This is a genomic window from Brevibacterium sp. SIMBA_078 (assembly GCF_046534565.1).
Taxonomy (GTDB): domain Bacteria; phylum Actinomycetota; class Actinomycetes; order Actinomycetales; family Brevibacteriaceae; genus Brevibacterium.
In genome coordinates this window covers 1,051,468-1,064,497 of the sequence record NZ_JAWRYQ010000001.1, presented here as the reverse complement: position 1 = coordinate 1,064,497, position 13,030 = coordinate 1,051,468, and the positions used below count along the sequence as shown (strand labels likewise).

15 protein-coding genes are annotated in these 13,030 nt (G+C 64.1%); 11 read left to right on the top strand and 4 right to left on the bottom strand.

Annotation, left to right across the window (positions count from 1 at the left end; all coding sequences use genetic code 11):
- Nucleotides 1–58: 58 nt before the first annotated feature.
- The 9 genes from SB749_RS04745 to SB749_RS04705 all read left to right on the top strand — a co-directional run bounded on the left by SB749_RS04745 (nucleotide 59) and on the right by SB749_RS04705 (nucleotide 8,819).
- Nucleotides 59–829 carry an ABC transporter ATP-binding protein gene (locus SB749_RS04745; protein WP_410709305.1) on the top strand — a complete coding sequence of 257 codons (771 nt, stop codon included), beginning with the start codon at nucleotides 59–61 and terminating at the stop codon, nucleotides 827–829.
- The gene (locus tag SB749_RS04740) at nucleotides 829–2,247 is read left to right on the top strand and encodes an FtsX-like permease family protein (RefSeq protein ID WP_410709304.1); all 1,419 of its coding nucleotides are present in this window, start codon (nucleotides 829–831) and stop codon (nucleotides 2,245–2,247) included. The genes SB749_RS04745 and SB749_RS04740 overlap by 1 nt, the downstream gene beginning before the upstream one ends.
- A gap of 11 nt (nucleotides 2,248–2,258) precedes the next feature.
- Nucleotides 2,259–3,641 (top strand): FtsX-like permease family protein, encoded by a 1,383-nt coding sequence (locus SB749_RS04735; protein ID WP_410709303.1) that lies wholly within the window; start codon nucleotides 2,259–2,261, stop codon nucleotides 3,639–3,641.
- 217 nt (nucleotides 3,642–3,858) lie between these two features.
- Nucleotides 3,859–5,196 (top strand): replicative DNA helicase, encoded by a 1,338-nt coding sequence (gene dnaB / locus SB749_RS04730; RefSeq protein WP_039211746.1) that lies wholly within the window; start codon nucleotides 3,859–3,861, stop codon nucleotides 5,194–5,196.
- Nucleotides 5,193–5,867 (top strand): hypothetical protein, encoded by a 675-nt coding sequence (locus SB749_RS04725; RefSeq protein ID WP_410709302.1) that lies wholly within the window; start codon nucleotides 5,193–5,195, stop codon nucleotides 5,865–5,867. Before dnaB ends, SB749_RS04725 begins: the two co-directional genes overlap by 4 nt.
- 86 nt (nucleotides 5,868–5,953) lie before the next feature.
- Nucleotides 5,954–6,313, top strand: a complete 360-nt coding sequence (locus SB749_RS04720; RefSeq protein ID WP_410709301.1) for an ArsR/SmtB family transcription factor — start codon at nucleotides 5,954–5,956, stop codon at nucleotides 6,311–6,313.
- Nucleotides 6,310–7,035, top strand: a complete 726-nt coding sequence (locus SB749_RS04715; protein ID WP_410709300.1) for a cation diffusion facilitator family transporter — start codon at nucleotides 6,310–6,312, stop codon at nucleotides 7,033–7,035. Before SB749_RS04720 ends, SB749_RS04715 begins: the two co-directional genes overlap by 4 nt.
- 24 nt (nucleotides 7,036–7,059) lie before the next feature.
- Nucleotides 7,060–7,965: a LysR family transcriptional regulator gene (locus SB749_RS04710; RefSeq protein WP_410709299.1), complete on the top strand. Its 906-nt coding sequence runs from the start codon at nucleotides 7,060–7,062 to the stop codon at nucleotides 7,963–7,965.
- Nucleotides 7,966–7,988: 23 nt separating this feature from the next.
- Nucleotides 7,989–8,819 (top strand): uroporphyrinogen-III synthase, encoded by an 831-nt coding sequence (locus tag SB749_RS04705; protein WP_039211752.1) that lies wholly within the window; start codon nucleotides 7,989–7,991, stop codon nucleotides 8,817–8,819.
- 2 nt (nucleotides 8,820–8,821) lie between these two features.
- Here SB749_RS04705 and SB749_RS04700 read toward each other — a convergent pair whose 3' ends face one another.
- Nucleotides 8,822–8,944, bottom strand: coding sequence for a hypothetical protein (locus SB749_RS04700; RefSeq protein WP_264800120.1), 123 nt, complete (start codon nucleotides 8,942–8,944; stop codon nucleotides 8,822–8,824).
- 2 nt (nucleotides 8,945–8,946) lie between these two features.
- The gene (locus SB749_RS04695) at nucleotides 8,947–9,180 is read right to left on the bottom strand and encodes a hypothetical protein (protein WP_410709298.1); all 234 of its coding nucleotides are present in this window, start codon (nucleotides 9,178–9,180) and stop codon (nucleotides 8,947–8,949) included.
- 107 nt (nucleotides 9,181–9,287) lie between these two features.
- Here SB749_RS04695 and SB749_RS04690 point away from each other — a divergent pair, with 107 nt between their 5' ends.
- Nucleotides 9,288–9,788, top strand: coding sequence for an SRPBCC family protein (locus SB749_RS04690; RefSeq protein ID WP_173157459.1), 501 nt, complete (start codon nucleotides 9,288–9,290; stop codon nucleotides 9,786–9,788).
- Between the two features lie 99 nt (nucleotides 9,789–9,887).
- Nucleotides 9,888–10,295: an acyl-CoA thioesterase gene (locus SB749_RS04685; RefSeq protein ID WP_264801874.1), complete on the top strand. Its 408-nt coding sequence runs from the start codon at nucleotides 9,888–9,890 to the stop codon at nucleotides 10,293–10,295.
- Here SB749_RS04685 and SB749_RS04680 read toward each other — a convergent pair.
- Complete coding sequence (locus SB749_RS04680; RefSeq protein WP_410709297.1) at nucleotides 10,250–11,284, bottom strand: amidohydrolase; 1,035 nt, start codon at nucleotides 11,282–11,284, stop codon at nucleotides 10,250–10,252. The genes SB749_RS04685 and SB749_RS04680 overlap by 46 nt on opposite strands.
- 242 nt (nucleotides 11,285–11,526) lie before the next feature.
- Nucleotides 11,527–13,026, bottom strand: a complete 1,500-nt coding sequence (locus SB749_RS04675) for an AbgT family transporter (protein ID WP_410709296.1) — start codon at nucleotides 13,024–13,026, stop codon at nucleotides 11,527–11,529.
- Nucleotides 13,027–13,030: the final 4 nt, after the last annotated feature.

Here is a 13,030-nt window from a genome sequence, read left to right as displayed (position 1 = left end):
CATCGGCTGACGGGCTGACCGCATAGTGCCAAGACCCATTGGGCGAAAACATGGAGGCATGACTTCTTCACAGCATCCTGCCGCAGCGCAGCAGCCCGCCCACCAGCACCCTGCCCACCAGCACCCCGCCATCATCACCGCCGGAAACGTCACGAAGCACTTCAATCAGACGTATGCTCTCGCCGGAGTCGACCTCACGATCGGCCTCGGAGAATCCCTGGCCATCATGGGACCGTCCGGCTCCGGCAAGACCACCCTCCTGCACTGCCTGGCCGGCATCATCAGTCCCGACAGCGGCCGCATCCGACTCTCGCCGACCGACCGCAGCGCCGCCGCCGAGATCACCTCCCTCAAGGAATCCGGCCGCACCGCTCTGCGCCGCGAGGTCTTCGGCTTCGTCTTCCAACAGGGACTGCTCCTGCCCGAGCTCACCGCCATCGACAACGTCGCGCTCGCCGCCATGCTCGCAGGCATGAACCGCTCGGACGCCACCCAGCACGCCCGGGCCTGGCTCGACCGTCTCGGTCTGAGCGAGCACGGACACAAGCGGATCGGACAGCTCTCCGGAGGTCAGGCGCAACGGGTGGCAATTGCCCGCGCCCAGGTCACCCAGCCCGTCGTCACCTTCGCCGACGAACCGACCGGCGCCCTCGACTCCCGAACCTCGAACGAGGTTCTCACCGAGCTGCTGGGCTCCACCGTCGGCCGCGGCTCCACCCTGGTCGTCGTCACCCACGATGAGAACGTCGCCGCCCGCTGCTCCCGTGTCGTCCGACTCGCCGACGGCCGCATCGTCGCCGATTCGGCAATGCACGAAGCCGCCCAGTGATGAACATCCTTCCCCTTCTCCTGTCCAAACAGCCCCTGACTTCGATGACGTCGCGCCTTGTAGGGATCGCCTTCTTCTCCTGCGCGACGATCTTCCTCACCGTGGCCGCCGGCGCCTGGGCATTCATCGATCGCCCCGAGGTCTCCAGATACGCCGAGGTGGCCGAGCTCTACCAGCTCCTCGCCGTCCTCGCCACGGTCTTCCTCATCGTGCCCGCGACCAGCCTCGGGGTCGCCTCGGCGAAATTGAGCGCCCGCCGTCAGGACGAACGACTCTCGACCCTGTCCCTGCTCGGGGCGCAACCCAGCACGATCCGCCTCATCGCCGTCGCCGAACCCTTCATCCCCGCATCGCTGGGCATCTTTGCCGGAATCGGCGGCTACCTGCTGGTCGCCTGGCCGCTGAGCTTCATCACGTTCGTCGGCGAACCCCTGGGCTACCAGGCACTGCTCATGCCGGTCTGGCTGCTCGCCGCGGTCGTCGCCGGCCTCCTGGCCGTCTGCCTGATCGCCTCACTCATCGGCCTGCGCAAGATCACGATCTCCCCGCTGGGCGTGCGCACCCGGTCGCTGCCCCGGAGATTCCCCCTGGCCCGCGTCATCACGGCCATCCTGCTCATCCTCGTCGTGGCCATCGCGACCTATATCTCCACCCAGATGGAGCTGCCGATGGCGGTGACGATCATGTACAGCATCGCCACGATCGGCATCACCCTCCTGCTCATCAGCGTCATCGGCGTCCTGTGCATCCGTGTCCACGCCGGCATCGCCGGCAGAATCGCCCGCGGTCCTGCCTCGGTGATGGCGGCGGGAATGATCGCCGACGCTCCCGGACAGTACTGGCGCCGGGTCGCCGGGCTGGCGATGATCACGTTCATCGCCGTCGTCGGCGGGGCGGGAACGGCGATGATGCGCAGCGGTCAGGAGGATTTCTCAGCCGAGGACCGCGCGGTCATGGGTCCGTACGTCCACCTCGGCGACGATATCTTCACCGGACTCATCCTCACCCTGGTCATCGCCTTCGTCCTCGTCATCGTCTCGGCCACGATCAACCAGGCCGCTGACATCCTCGACCGTGCCACGACCTACCGCGAGCTCCACGCCGCCGGAATGACCCAGCAGATGATGCACCGGGTGACCGTCAACGCCGTGATGTCGCCGATCCTGCTGGTCACCGTCGTCTCCCTGTTCCTCGGCGGAATCCTCGCCTGGCTCATGGCTTCGGTGAGCGACCTCGGAGATCCGTTCACCATCGGAACCGTCGCCGCCGTCCTCGTGGCCGGGGTTGCCATGGTGTGGCTGGGGCTGCAGGTCACCCGCCCGCTCGTCCGCCGGGTCACCGAGATCGATCCCCACAACCGCACCCTCGCCGAGGCGGCACCCGAGAACCGGGCTACCGCCGAGGCGACCGTGGCCTGAGAGGAGACCCGATGTCCACGTCCTTCGCAGCAGTTCCCCTCGTCCTCGGACGGAGATCGCTGACCTCGGCGAGCTCCGTGCTCGTGGCCGCCGCGCTCTTCGCGTGTGCCACGCTGTTCCTCACCGTGGCGGCGGGGACCTGGATGTTCTTCCAGATCCCACCGAGCCCCGATCCCGCGGACGAGGGCCTCGACATCGTGTACAAGACCCTCGCGGCCCTGGCCACGGCTCTGCTGATCATCCCCGCCTCCACCCTGGCATCGGCCTCGGCGACCCTGTCGGCACGCCGGCAGGACGAACGGCTGTCGACGATGTCGCTGCTTGGGGCCCAACGCTCCCAGATCACTGCGCTCGCCGTGGCCGAACCGCTGATCCCGGCCCTGGCCGGCATCGTCCTCGGGGTGCTCGGGTATCTCGGACTGGCGCTGCCGGTCAGCTTCATCCACTTCATGGGCGAACCCATCGGGTACGCGAACATGCTCATGCCCGCGTGGCTCATCCTCGTCGTGGTCGTCTTCCTGGCCCTGGTCTGCGCGGGATCGGCCCTGCTGGGTCTGCGCAAGGTCGCGGTCTCTCCGTTGGGGGTGCGGACGAAGAGTCTGGAGCGGAAGCTTCCCGTGGCCAAGATCATCGTCACGGTGCTCGTGATCTGCCTGCTGCCGGTCGTGTACGCGCTCACCCAGAGCGGCGGTCTCGGCGTGGGGATCGTGCTCGGCGCGGTGGTCGGATTCTTCGCTCTCGCGCTGGTCGTCGTCGACCTCCTCGGCGGGCTCCTCGTCCGCTGGTTCGCTCACCTGTCCGGTCGGCGGGCCGCCACCCCGGAGCGCCTCACCGCGGCTCGCCTGGTCTCCGACGAACCCAAACGGTTCTGGCGACGCGTGTCCGGACTCGCGATGGCTTCGTTCACCGCGGCCGTCTGCGGGTCGGGGGTGGCGCTGATGCAGCTCGGCCTCGACGCCGCCGAGGACGACCCGGCGACGATGGGCACTTCCGATATCAACCTCTTCCACGATATGTTCACCGGGGTACTGCTCGTCATGGGCATCGCGATCGTGCTCATCGCGGTGTCCGCAGTGATCAACCAGGTCGCCGACATCTACGACCGAGCCGACACCTTCTCCGACCTCTATGCCGCCGGCGCCGATACCCGGCTGCTGCACCGAGTACTGGTGCGGGCCGTCATGGCCCCGGCGATCTGGGTGTCCCTGCTGGCCGGAGGCCTCGGGCTGCTGCTCGTCCTGCCACTGGCCGGAGCCGCGCTCGTGTTCAAGCCCGTCACCTTCCTCACGATCCTGCTCACAGTGGTCATCGGCATCGGCATCGTCCGCGCCGGGCTGCAGCTGACGAAGCCGATTCTGCACTCCGTGGCCACGGCCGGGAGGGCGCGGGAATAGGTCACCTGTCGATGCTGTGACCTGCACCGTCGCCGAGGCGGCTGCCCGCGCAGGGTCGGCCGCCTCGGTTTCGCGTCAGTGGCGTCTCCTAGGATTGTCGGCACCGGTTCGGTGGGAGTGACCGGGCCGATGGGACCCTCCTCGGGTCTCCGGGTACAGTTGGAGCGCACCATCTGCGGGTGCGCGTCGACGCGGCTGTGTAGGAAGAGGAACTGAAGTGAGCAACGACCAGGGCTATGACGGTCTGAGGACCCCTCCGCAGGACGTCGAAGCCGAACAGAGCGTGCTCGGCGCGATGCTTCTGTCGAAGGATGCCATCGCCGACTGCGTCGAGACGATGAAGGGCGACGACTTCTACAAGCCCGCTCACGAAACCATCTATGAAGCGGTTCTCGACCTCTACTCCCGTGGAGAGCCCGCGGACTCGGTGACGGTCGCGAACTATCTGACGAAGACCGGCGACCTCGCCCGCGTCGGCGGTGCCGCCTACCTGCACACCCTCATCTCGTCGGTTCCGACGGCGGCCAACGCCGGCTACTATGCCGCGATCGTCAGCGAACAGGCCGTGCTGCGCCGCCTCGTCGAGGCCGGCACCCGCATCGTGCAGATGGGCTACGACGCCGAAGGCGATACCGACGACGTCGTGAACTCCGCGCAGGCGGAGATCTACAAGGTCACCGAACGCCATACGACAGAAGATTACGTCATCCTCTCCGACATCCTCGGCGAGGTGGCCCAGGAGATCGAACGCAACGGCAACACCGACGGGCAGACCGCGGGTGTGCCCACCGGCTTCACCGAGTTCGACAACCTCACCAACGGTCTGCACCCGGGCACGATGATCGTCATCGCCGCGCGTCCCGGTGTCGGCAAGTCGACTCTGGCGCTCGACTTCATCCGTTCGGCCGCGATCCACAACGATGCGGCCGCTGTGTTCTTCTCGCTCGAGATGGGCAAGAACGAACTCGTCATGCGTCTGCTCTCGGCCGAGTCGGAGATCCCGCTGCAGAACCTGCGCCGCGGCGAACTCAGCCCGCACGACTGGACGACACTGGCCGCGACCGAGGCCCGGATCAACAATGCGCCGCTGTTCGTCGACGATTCGCCGAACATGGCGTTGACCGAGATCCGCGCAAAGTGCCGTCGGCTCAAACAGCAGCACAATCTGCAGATGGTCTGCGTCGACTACCTGCAGCTGATGTCCTCGGGCAAACGCGTCGAATCGAGGCAGCAGGAGGTCTCTGAGTTCTCCCGTTCGCTCAAGCTGCTGGCCAAGGAGCTCGAAGTGCCGGTCATCGCACTGTCCCAGCTCAACCGAGGCAGCGAGCAGCGCACGGACAAGCGGCCGATGATCTCGGATCTGCGTGAGTCCGGATCGATCGAGCAGGACGCGGATATGGTCCTCCTCATCCACCGTGAGGACATGTACGACAAGGAACACGAACGCGCCGGCGAGGCCGACATCATCGTCGCCAAGCACCGTGCCGGTCCGACGATGGACATCCCCGTGGCGTTCCAGGGCGCGAAGTCCCGGTTCGTCAACATGCCGCAGTGATGGGCGGCAGTGCGAGCGGCAGCCGCTGGAATCAGGGCAGCCGGAACCCGCTGAGCATTGTCATCACCGGTGCTGTGTTCCTCGTCGGCATCGGACTGGTCTTCGCCGTCGGGTACCTGTTCCCGTCCGTGCTGCTGGTGACCATCATCCTCGGGTGCGTCTTCTTCGTCGGTGTCACTCTGGCGATGAGAGCGATCATGGGCACTGCCTGGGCGTATTGGTTCACGGGGCCGTTCGTCGCCATTGCGCTCATCGGCACGGTGATGCTCGCCGAGGATGTGGCCTTGTCGCAGGCGGGTGAGGTCACCGAGGTGGTCGTCATGGACCACGAGGTCGATGTGATGACCGAGCATGACTCGAACGGCAGACATGCCCGGAAGGTCTATACGCACACGTACACGCTTCAGCATACGGACGGCGGTCCAGTCTCCGAACCGCTGATCTACCGCGGCAAGGACGGATTCGACGATTTCGACACGGGCGATACGATCTCCGTCCTCATCGATCCGGAAGGAAAGGCTCCGACCAAGCCGGCCGAGGACGTCGATCTGCCCGCCGATATCGGAATCCTCGTCACCGGACTGGTCACCTCGGGGATCGTGTTCCTCATCTGCCTCATCGTCGTACTGCTGAGATGGACGCGTTCGCCGTCACAGCAGCACGTGCGCTGACGACCGGGCGGCAGACGCCGGAGAAGTACTCATTCCGCCATGAGCGGTCCGCGACAACAGGTCAGCACACGCTGTATAGTCAGCCTATGCTGACTATTGCTTCCCGTGTCGATGCCATGCAGCGCCTCGGCCGCGCGATGGCCGATCCCACACGCTCACGGATGCTGCTGTCGCTGCTGTCCGAGCCTGGCTATCCTGCGCGCTTGGCAAGCGATCTGGGACTGACGCGCACCAACGTCTCGAACCACCTCGCCTGCCTGCGGGGATGCGGAATCGTGGTGGCCGAACCTGAAGGCCGGCGGACGCGTTATGAGATCGCCGACCCTCATCTGGCAACGGCCCTCACTGCTCTTGTCGAGACGACTCTGGCAGTCGATGAGAACGCTCCGTGTGTCGATGCCGACTGCACGGTGGTCGGCTGCTGCGATGCTGGACTGAGCCGATGACCGAGACGGTGCTGCGAAGGGACAGAGCGGCAGTTCTGCGGAAGCGGATCCGAATCATCGTTGCCATCACCATCACTTGGAACGTGATTGAAGCGTTCGTTGCCATTGCTGCAGGCGGAGCAGCCTCCTCGGCGGCCCTCATCGGGTTCGGACTCGATTCGATTGTCGAGGTCCTCTCTGCCGCAGCGGTAGCCTGGCAGTTCTCGGCACCGGAACCCCAGCGCCGGGAACGGGTCGCTCTGCGGGTCATCGCAGTATCCTTCTTCGCGCTCGCGGCCTACGTCAGCGTGGACGCTGTTCTGTCCATCGTGGGCCCGCGCCAGCCGGAACATTCGACCCTCGGCATCATCATCGCCGCACTCAGCCTGCTGGTGATGCCGTTCCTCAGCTGGTTCGAGCGGAGGACGGGACGAGAACTGGGATCTGCTACGGCTGTCGCTGATTCCAAGCAGACCCTCATCTGCACCTATCTCAGCGCCGCAGTGCTGATCGGAGTCCTGCTCAACAGCCTGTTCGGGTGGGCCTGGGCCGATTCCGTCGCAGCTCTCATCATCGCGGTCTTCGCCGTTCGGGAAGGAGTCGAAGCCTGGCGAGGGGACGCCTGTTGCGCGGTTCCGGCTGCGGTTCTCACCGGTGAGCGTGCAGAAGGGTGCTGTGCTGAAGATGATCCGGTCGACGACGGGTGCCGAAACGCGTGCTGTGCTGCCGACGCAGATCGTTGAGTAAGCCCGCCTACTATGGCAGGCATGGACACCACTCCCAACGATCTGCTCGTGCTGCTGGCCGTCTCCCGCACCGCCAAATTCACGACGGCGGCCCACAACCTCGGTCTCACCCACTCGACGGTCTCCCGCCGCATCGCCGCCCTGGAGAAGTCCTTGGGCGGACGCGTGCTGGCTCGCTCGGATGGCGGATGGGAGCTGACCGACCTCGGGGAACGAGCCGTTGCGGTGGCCGAACAGATGGAGACCGCGGTCGCTGAACTCGAAAGTCCCGGCCAGGGCCCGGAGACGGTGTCCGGAGTGGTGCGGATGACCGCGACGGATGGGTTCAGCGCCTATGTCGCCTCCCCGGCGGTCGCGAAGCTGCGTCGTCGGCATCCCGGGCTGAGCGTCGAGATCGTCACCGTCACCAGGCAGGCCCTGCAGCAGCGGTCCGGTCTCGATATCGAGGTCGTCGTCGGCGAACCGCGCGTGCATCGGGCAGAGGCGATCGAGCTCGGTGACTACGAACTCGGTCTCTACGCCTCGCGTGACTATCTCGCGGATAACGGCACCCCCGCCTCGGTGGAGGAGGTCAGCGACCACCGGCTCGTCTATTTTGTCGATTCAATGCTCCAGGTCGACGACCTCGATGCGCCGAGGCGGCTGTTTCCCGAGATGAAGGATGCACTGACCTCGACGAACGTCTTCGTTCACGTCGAAGCGACGCGTGCGGGTGCCGGAATCGGCTTCCTCCCGTGTTTCATGGCCGACCGTCACCCCGACCTCGTGCGACTCTTCTCCGATTCGGTGGCCGAGCGACTGCCCTACTGGATGGTGCTCAGACCCGATTCGATGCGGCGACCGGCGATCGCCGCCGTGGTCCAGGGACTCAAGGATGAGATGCTCGCCCACCAGGCTGCTCTCGAAGGCCGGAAGTTGCCCCGGTGAGACTGCGCGACCAGGATATGAGCATGAACCAGCCCCAAACTGACATCGGCGACGAGCTGGTCGGACGTCGCATCGTGCTCACAGCTCAGCGGCGCGCGGAACAGCTCGCCTCCGCCCTCGAGCGTCACGGTGCCAAGATCGTGCACGCCCCGACCCTGTCCGTCATCCCGCATATCGACGACCCTGAACTCGTCACCCGCACCCGAGAACTCATCGAGGACAGGCCGGACATCGTCGTGGTCACGACCGGCGTCGGATTCACCGGCTGGGGTGACGTGGCTGAAGCCGCGGGTCTGCGCGAGGAATGGCACTCGATGCTCGCCGGAGCACGGATATACGCCCGCGGCCCCAAGGCACGCGGAGCGATTCAGGGGGCCGGACTGAGCGCTCACTGGGTCGCGGAATCCGAGACGAGCGCAGAGATCCAGCAGGTCCTTCTCGGCGAGGGCGTAGATGGTGAGCGCATTGCCGTACAGCATCACGGTGCCGGCGCCGACGGACTTGATGAGGCCTTCGCCGCAGCTGGCGCCGATGTCCGCTCCCTCGTCATCTACCGCTGGGGTCCGGCACCCGATCCGGCCGCCGTGATCGACGCGGTCCGACTCGTCGCGGAGCGCAGGTGCGATGCCGTGGCCTTCACCTCAGCACCCGGGGCGGCAGCATTTCTCACCGCGGCCGAGGAGCAGGGACTGCTGTCGGCCGTGATCGAGGCGTTCAACGAATCGGTGGTGGCGGCAGCAGTCGGCGACGTCACCGCAGCACCGCTGCATGAACAGGGCATCAGAACCGTGATTCCCGAGCGATTCCGACTCGGAGCCCTTGCTCGCGTGCTGATCAGCGAACTCGCCGAATGATCTCAAACTGACGCGAATTCGATGTCGACGGCGTCTGACTCGCGCAGTGCGCCGATCGCCTCTGCCTCAGCGGTCACTGCGCTCTTCACCGACGTCGAGACGGTGCCGAAGGTTGCAATCGTCATGCTCAGTCGACGGTTGATAGCAGTGCAGTCAACGGCGCAGCAGTTCGGATCTGGTCCGGTCGCCTTCGCTGTCGTCGGATGCGGTCGGCGCCCCGCGCATGGAGTGCGGTCAGAGCGGATCCCGGTGGGCTGTTCTGGATGCCGCAGGCTTCCGCGGCGTCAAGAAGTGAGTTGTGGCTGAGTCGCTCACCGAGGTGATGAGCTCGGAGGCGGAAGGCGATGATCTCGTCGTTCATCGCAGAGTCGGCTATGTGCCCAGGCTAATTCAGGACCCGTGTTTGAATGGGGCCATGTGCACGGCCGGTTTCAGGTGCGTGCACTACCACATCGAGAAGGGACGACGATGACGCGAACGATGCAGGTCAGCGACAGTATGGTGATCAAAGCCGACGCCGCCGGGCTCTGGGAGCAGATCGCCGATCCGACCCAGATGGCCCGATGGAGCCCGGAGAACACCGGAGCCAGCACGCGCACGACTGCAGGTCCGCTGCAGACAGGCGATGTCTTCGAAGGCACGAACCGTCGCGGGCCGGCGACGTGGGTGACCGAATGCGTCGTCACCGAATCTGTGCCCGGCAAACGGTTCGCCTTCACCGTGCGCCGGATCGGGCCCCGAACTCCCAGCATCGAAGGACCGAACGCGAGCTGGGCATACGAGTTCGAAGACCTCGGCGAGGCGACTCGAGTGACGGAGTCGTGGACAGACGATCGCCGCTCTTGGCCCGACTGGCTGGCCTGGGTCTTCGACCACATCGTCACACGGGGCCGGAGCTTCGCGGACTTCCAGCGATTGAACATCCGGCAAACCCTCACCGCCATGAAGGATGACGTCGAAAAGCGGTGACACGGACGAAACGAGGGCGAAACAACTCCTCGCTACTCTGATCGCATGACAGCGACGGCACAGCCCACAGAGAGCTCCGCCCGCCACGATGTGGAGGGGATGAACTTCTATACCCGCAAATGGGTGCGGCCTGAGGACCTCAACGCCAACGGCTCCCTCTTCGGCGGCAGCCTACTGAGGTGGATCGACGAGGAGGCCGCGATCTACGCGATCATCCAGCTCGGCAACCATCGAGTTGTGACGAAGCTGATCTCCGAGATCGACTTCCAGGCTTCGGCGAGGGAAGGCGATCTTATCGAGATGGGGCTCCTCGCCACGCATTTCGGACGCACCTCACTGACGATGAGGGCCCGGGTGCGCAATATGATCACTCGCAGATCCATCCTCAGCATCGACAAGATCGTATTCGTCGGAGTCGACGAGGACGGCACTCCGATTCCCCACGGGTACACGACGATCACCTATGACCGAGACCGAATGCCCGAACCACACGGGAAGCTCTCGTAGGAGAGACCGCGGTCCGACGCGGTCGCAGGTGTCGCCTCCTGGACCGCCTCGGTGATGGTGTCATTGACCGCCTCGCTGTTGACCGTCAGCGGGAACTGGTCGAAGTACTCGAAGGTCGGTTCCTTCGGCGTCCCGGCAGCCTCGCATTCGCCGCGGACGATCCGCTCGATCGACGCGATGACTCTCTTGCGTACCGCAGTGTCGTAGGTGCGGACGTTGAGCAGCAGCTCGGCGCGATCAGGGATGATATTCGACTTCGGCCCAGCGTTCGACGCACCGACGGTGACGACGACGAACTCGCCGGGTTCGGTTTCCCGGGACACGATCGTCTGCAGGCGCAGGACAATCGCGGCCGCGAGCACGACAGTGTCGACGGACAGATGCGGCATCGACCCGTGGGCACCGCGACCGAAGACAGTGATCTTCACCGAGTCTCCGGCCGACATCACCGGTCCCGCAGAGGTATAGATTTTGCCCGCCGGCATCGGCATAACGTGTTGAGCCAAGGCCACATCAGGTGCTGGAATCTTCGACGTCAGACCGTCGTCGATCATCGCCTTTGCTCCGGCAGCGTTCTCCTCTGCCGGTTGGAAGAGCGCGATATACGTGCCTGACCAGGCATCACGATTCTCATTGAGCAGTCGGACCGCGCCGAGGAGGGCGGCAGCATGCATATCGTGTCCACAGGCGTGCATGACTCCGTCGACCTCGGACGCGAAGTCGAGGCCGGTGTCCTCGGTGACTGGGAGAGCATCGATATCGGCTCGAGCTAGGACGGTGGGCCCTTCGGCATTCTCGATCACCGCGACGCGACCTATCTCCCCGATGCGGCTGACATCAAGCCCCAGAACGGTGAGTTCGGCCGCGATACGATCGGCGATCTTGTGCTCGTCGAAGCTGACCTCAGGATCGCGGTGAAGGTCTTTGTAGACCTCGCGCTGCCAGTCGAGCTGGGAACCGATGGAGTCGAGGAATGAAGGTGTCGTCATCGTGGGCTCCTGTGCTCAGGCCGCGAGTGGGCCCTCCAGGCGCGGACATTTCTCACAGGATCAGCGTGGATGGCGCTTCGAACGGTACCAAATTCTCAGTTGTGCGAAACGCTGCGACAACTGCAGGTGGTGGGTGGAAGAGCTATGCAGAGACGGACGGGAAGTGCACAAGGATGGGCACCTGCCGGATCAAACGGTGCGCGGTTGGTGCCGAGAAGACCAACGCGGCACCAACCACGAGGCTACCGAGCGGCTACTCCTGGCCCCAGTGGGAGACCCACCAGGTACCACAAGATGAAAAGGACCAGCCAGACGACGAGATTGACCAAGGCGATCGGAAGGACCAGCGACATCAACGTGCCGACACCAGCCGTGGGTCGATGTTGCCGGATGAATCCGAGGGCAAGAACGAAGTACGGGCTCATTGGGGTCAAGCTGTTTGTCGGCGCATCAGCGATGCGGAACATCGCCTGAGTGGTCTCTGGTGCAATGTCGAGGAGCATGAGCATCGGCACGAGAACAGGTGCGACGAATGCATACATTGCCGAACCCGAGGTGAGCACCAAATTGAGGCAGCTGATAAACAGCACGGCGACGACAAAAATGACGATTGGAGCTGCACCTATGCGGTCGAGGAGTCCTGCCCCCTCAATCGCAATGACTTGCCCCATATTTGTCCATTTGAAGTAGGCCAAGAATTGTGAAGCGGCGAAGAAGAGAACCACGACTGGAACGAGAGCAGAGACGCCAGGAGCCATGAGCTCGGGGATGTCGCTGAACTTTTTGATTGAACCGACAATGACACCATAGACGACGCCCACAGTGCTGAAGAACAACATCATGATGACGGCGATATTGTTCATCAGAGGTGAATCGACAACACTTCCACCCTCTCCGCGGAGGGGCGAACTCGCCGGCACGGTTGCCAGGATAAGGAGACCGAAGAACAGGACCGTGGCGATTCCCGCGCCGATCATGCCACGTTGCTCAGAAAGCTTGAGCTTCATGTCCGGTAGCGGATCTGCGTCTATTGAAGGTTCTGCCGCCTCGAGGGACGCGACTCGTTTGGCCACAACCAGTTCAACAACCAAAGTGATGGAGAGAGCCAACACAATGGACGATGAAGCCGAGAAATAGTAGTTAGATAGAGGATTGACGTTATAGCTCGGGTCGATCGTGTGGGCCGCGGCGGTCGTCAGACCGGCAAATACCGCGTCGGTTCCGGTGGGAATCAGTCCAACGCTGCTTGCTCCACCTACAGCAACATATGCCACGACAGCTCCGATTATCGGACTGCGCCCGACCGCGCGGTAGGCAATCATCGCCAGTGGAATCATTACAGCAAAGGCCGCGTCTCCGGCAATCTGAGCGGCCATTGCGGTGATTGCGATCATGAAGGTCACGTAGCGGGGATTGACCTTGGAAAGCATTCCCCGCATCAGGGAGGGCAACAGCCCCGTTGCGTCTGCGATAGACACTCCAAGTGCGACCACAACAATCAACCCCAGAGGGGGAAAGTTCACGAAGTTCTCGATCGCACCGTCCAGCATCATCTGGATGCCTTCGGACGTGAGCAAACTCTTGACGGCCACTGTTTTGCCGTCAGTGGGATTAACTGAAGAAAGATCCAAGCGAGCGAACAGTGCGCTGAGCAGGGCGACGATGACGGCAAGGCCCACAAAGATCCAGAATGGGTGAGGCAGTTTGTTGCCTGCACGGTCTACTGCTTCGAGGAGTTTCATCACT

Coding starts and splice junctions, on each gene's coding strand:
- SB749_RS04745 (WP_410709305.1), top strand. CDS start 59: ATGACTTCTTCACAGCATCCTGCCGCAGCGCAGCAGCCCGCCCACCAG.
- SB749_RS04740 (WP_410709304.1), top strand. CDS start 829: ATGAACATCCTTCCCCTTCTCCTGTCCAAACAGCCCCTGACTTCGATG.
- SB749_RS04735 (WP_410709303.1), top strand. CDS start 2,259: ATGTCCACGTCCTTCGCAGCAGTTCCCCTCGTCCTCGGACGGAGATCG.
- SB749_RS04720 (WP_410709301.1), top strand. CDS start 5,954: ATGCTGACTATTGCTTCCCGTGTCGATGCCATGCAGCGCCTCGGCCGC.
- SB749_RS04715 (WP_410709300.1), top strand. CDS start 6,310: ATGACCGAGACGGTGCTGCGAAGGGACAGAGCGGCAGTTCTGCGGAAG.
- SB749_RS04710 (WP_410709299.1), top strand. CDS start 7,060: ATGGACACCACTCCCAACGATCTGCTCGTGCTGCTGGCCGTCTCCCGC.
- SB749_RS04705 (WP_039211752.1), top strand. CDS start 7,989: ATGAACCAGCCCCAAACTGACATCGGCGACGAGCTGGTCGGACGTCGC.
- SB749_RS04700 (WP_264800120.1), bottom strand. CDS start 8,944: ATGACGATTGCAACCTTCGGCACCGTCTCGACGTCGGTGAAGAGCGCA.
- SB749_RS04695 (WP_410709298.1), bottom strand. CDS start 9,180: ATGAACGACGAGATCATCGCCTTCCGCCTCCGAGCTCATCACCTCGGT.
- SB749_RS04690 (WP_173157459.1), top strand. CDS start 9,288: ATGACGCGAACGATGCAGGTCAGCGACAGTATGGTGATCAAAGCCGAC.
- SB749_RS04685 (WP_264801874.1), top strand. CDS start 9,888: ATGAACTTCTATACCCGCAAATGGGTGCGGCCTGAGGACCTCAACGCC.
- SB749_RS04680 (WP_410709297.1), bottom strand. CDS start 11,284: ATGACGACACCTTCATTCCTCGACTCCATCGGTTCCCAGCTCGACTGG.
- SB749_RS04675 (WP_410709296.1), bottom strand. CDS start 13,026: ATGAAACTCCTCGAAGCAGTAGACCGTGCAGGCAACAAACTGCCTCAC.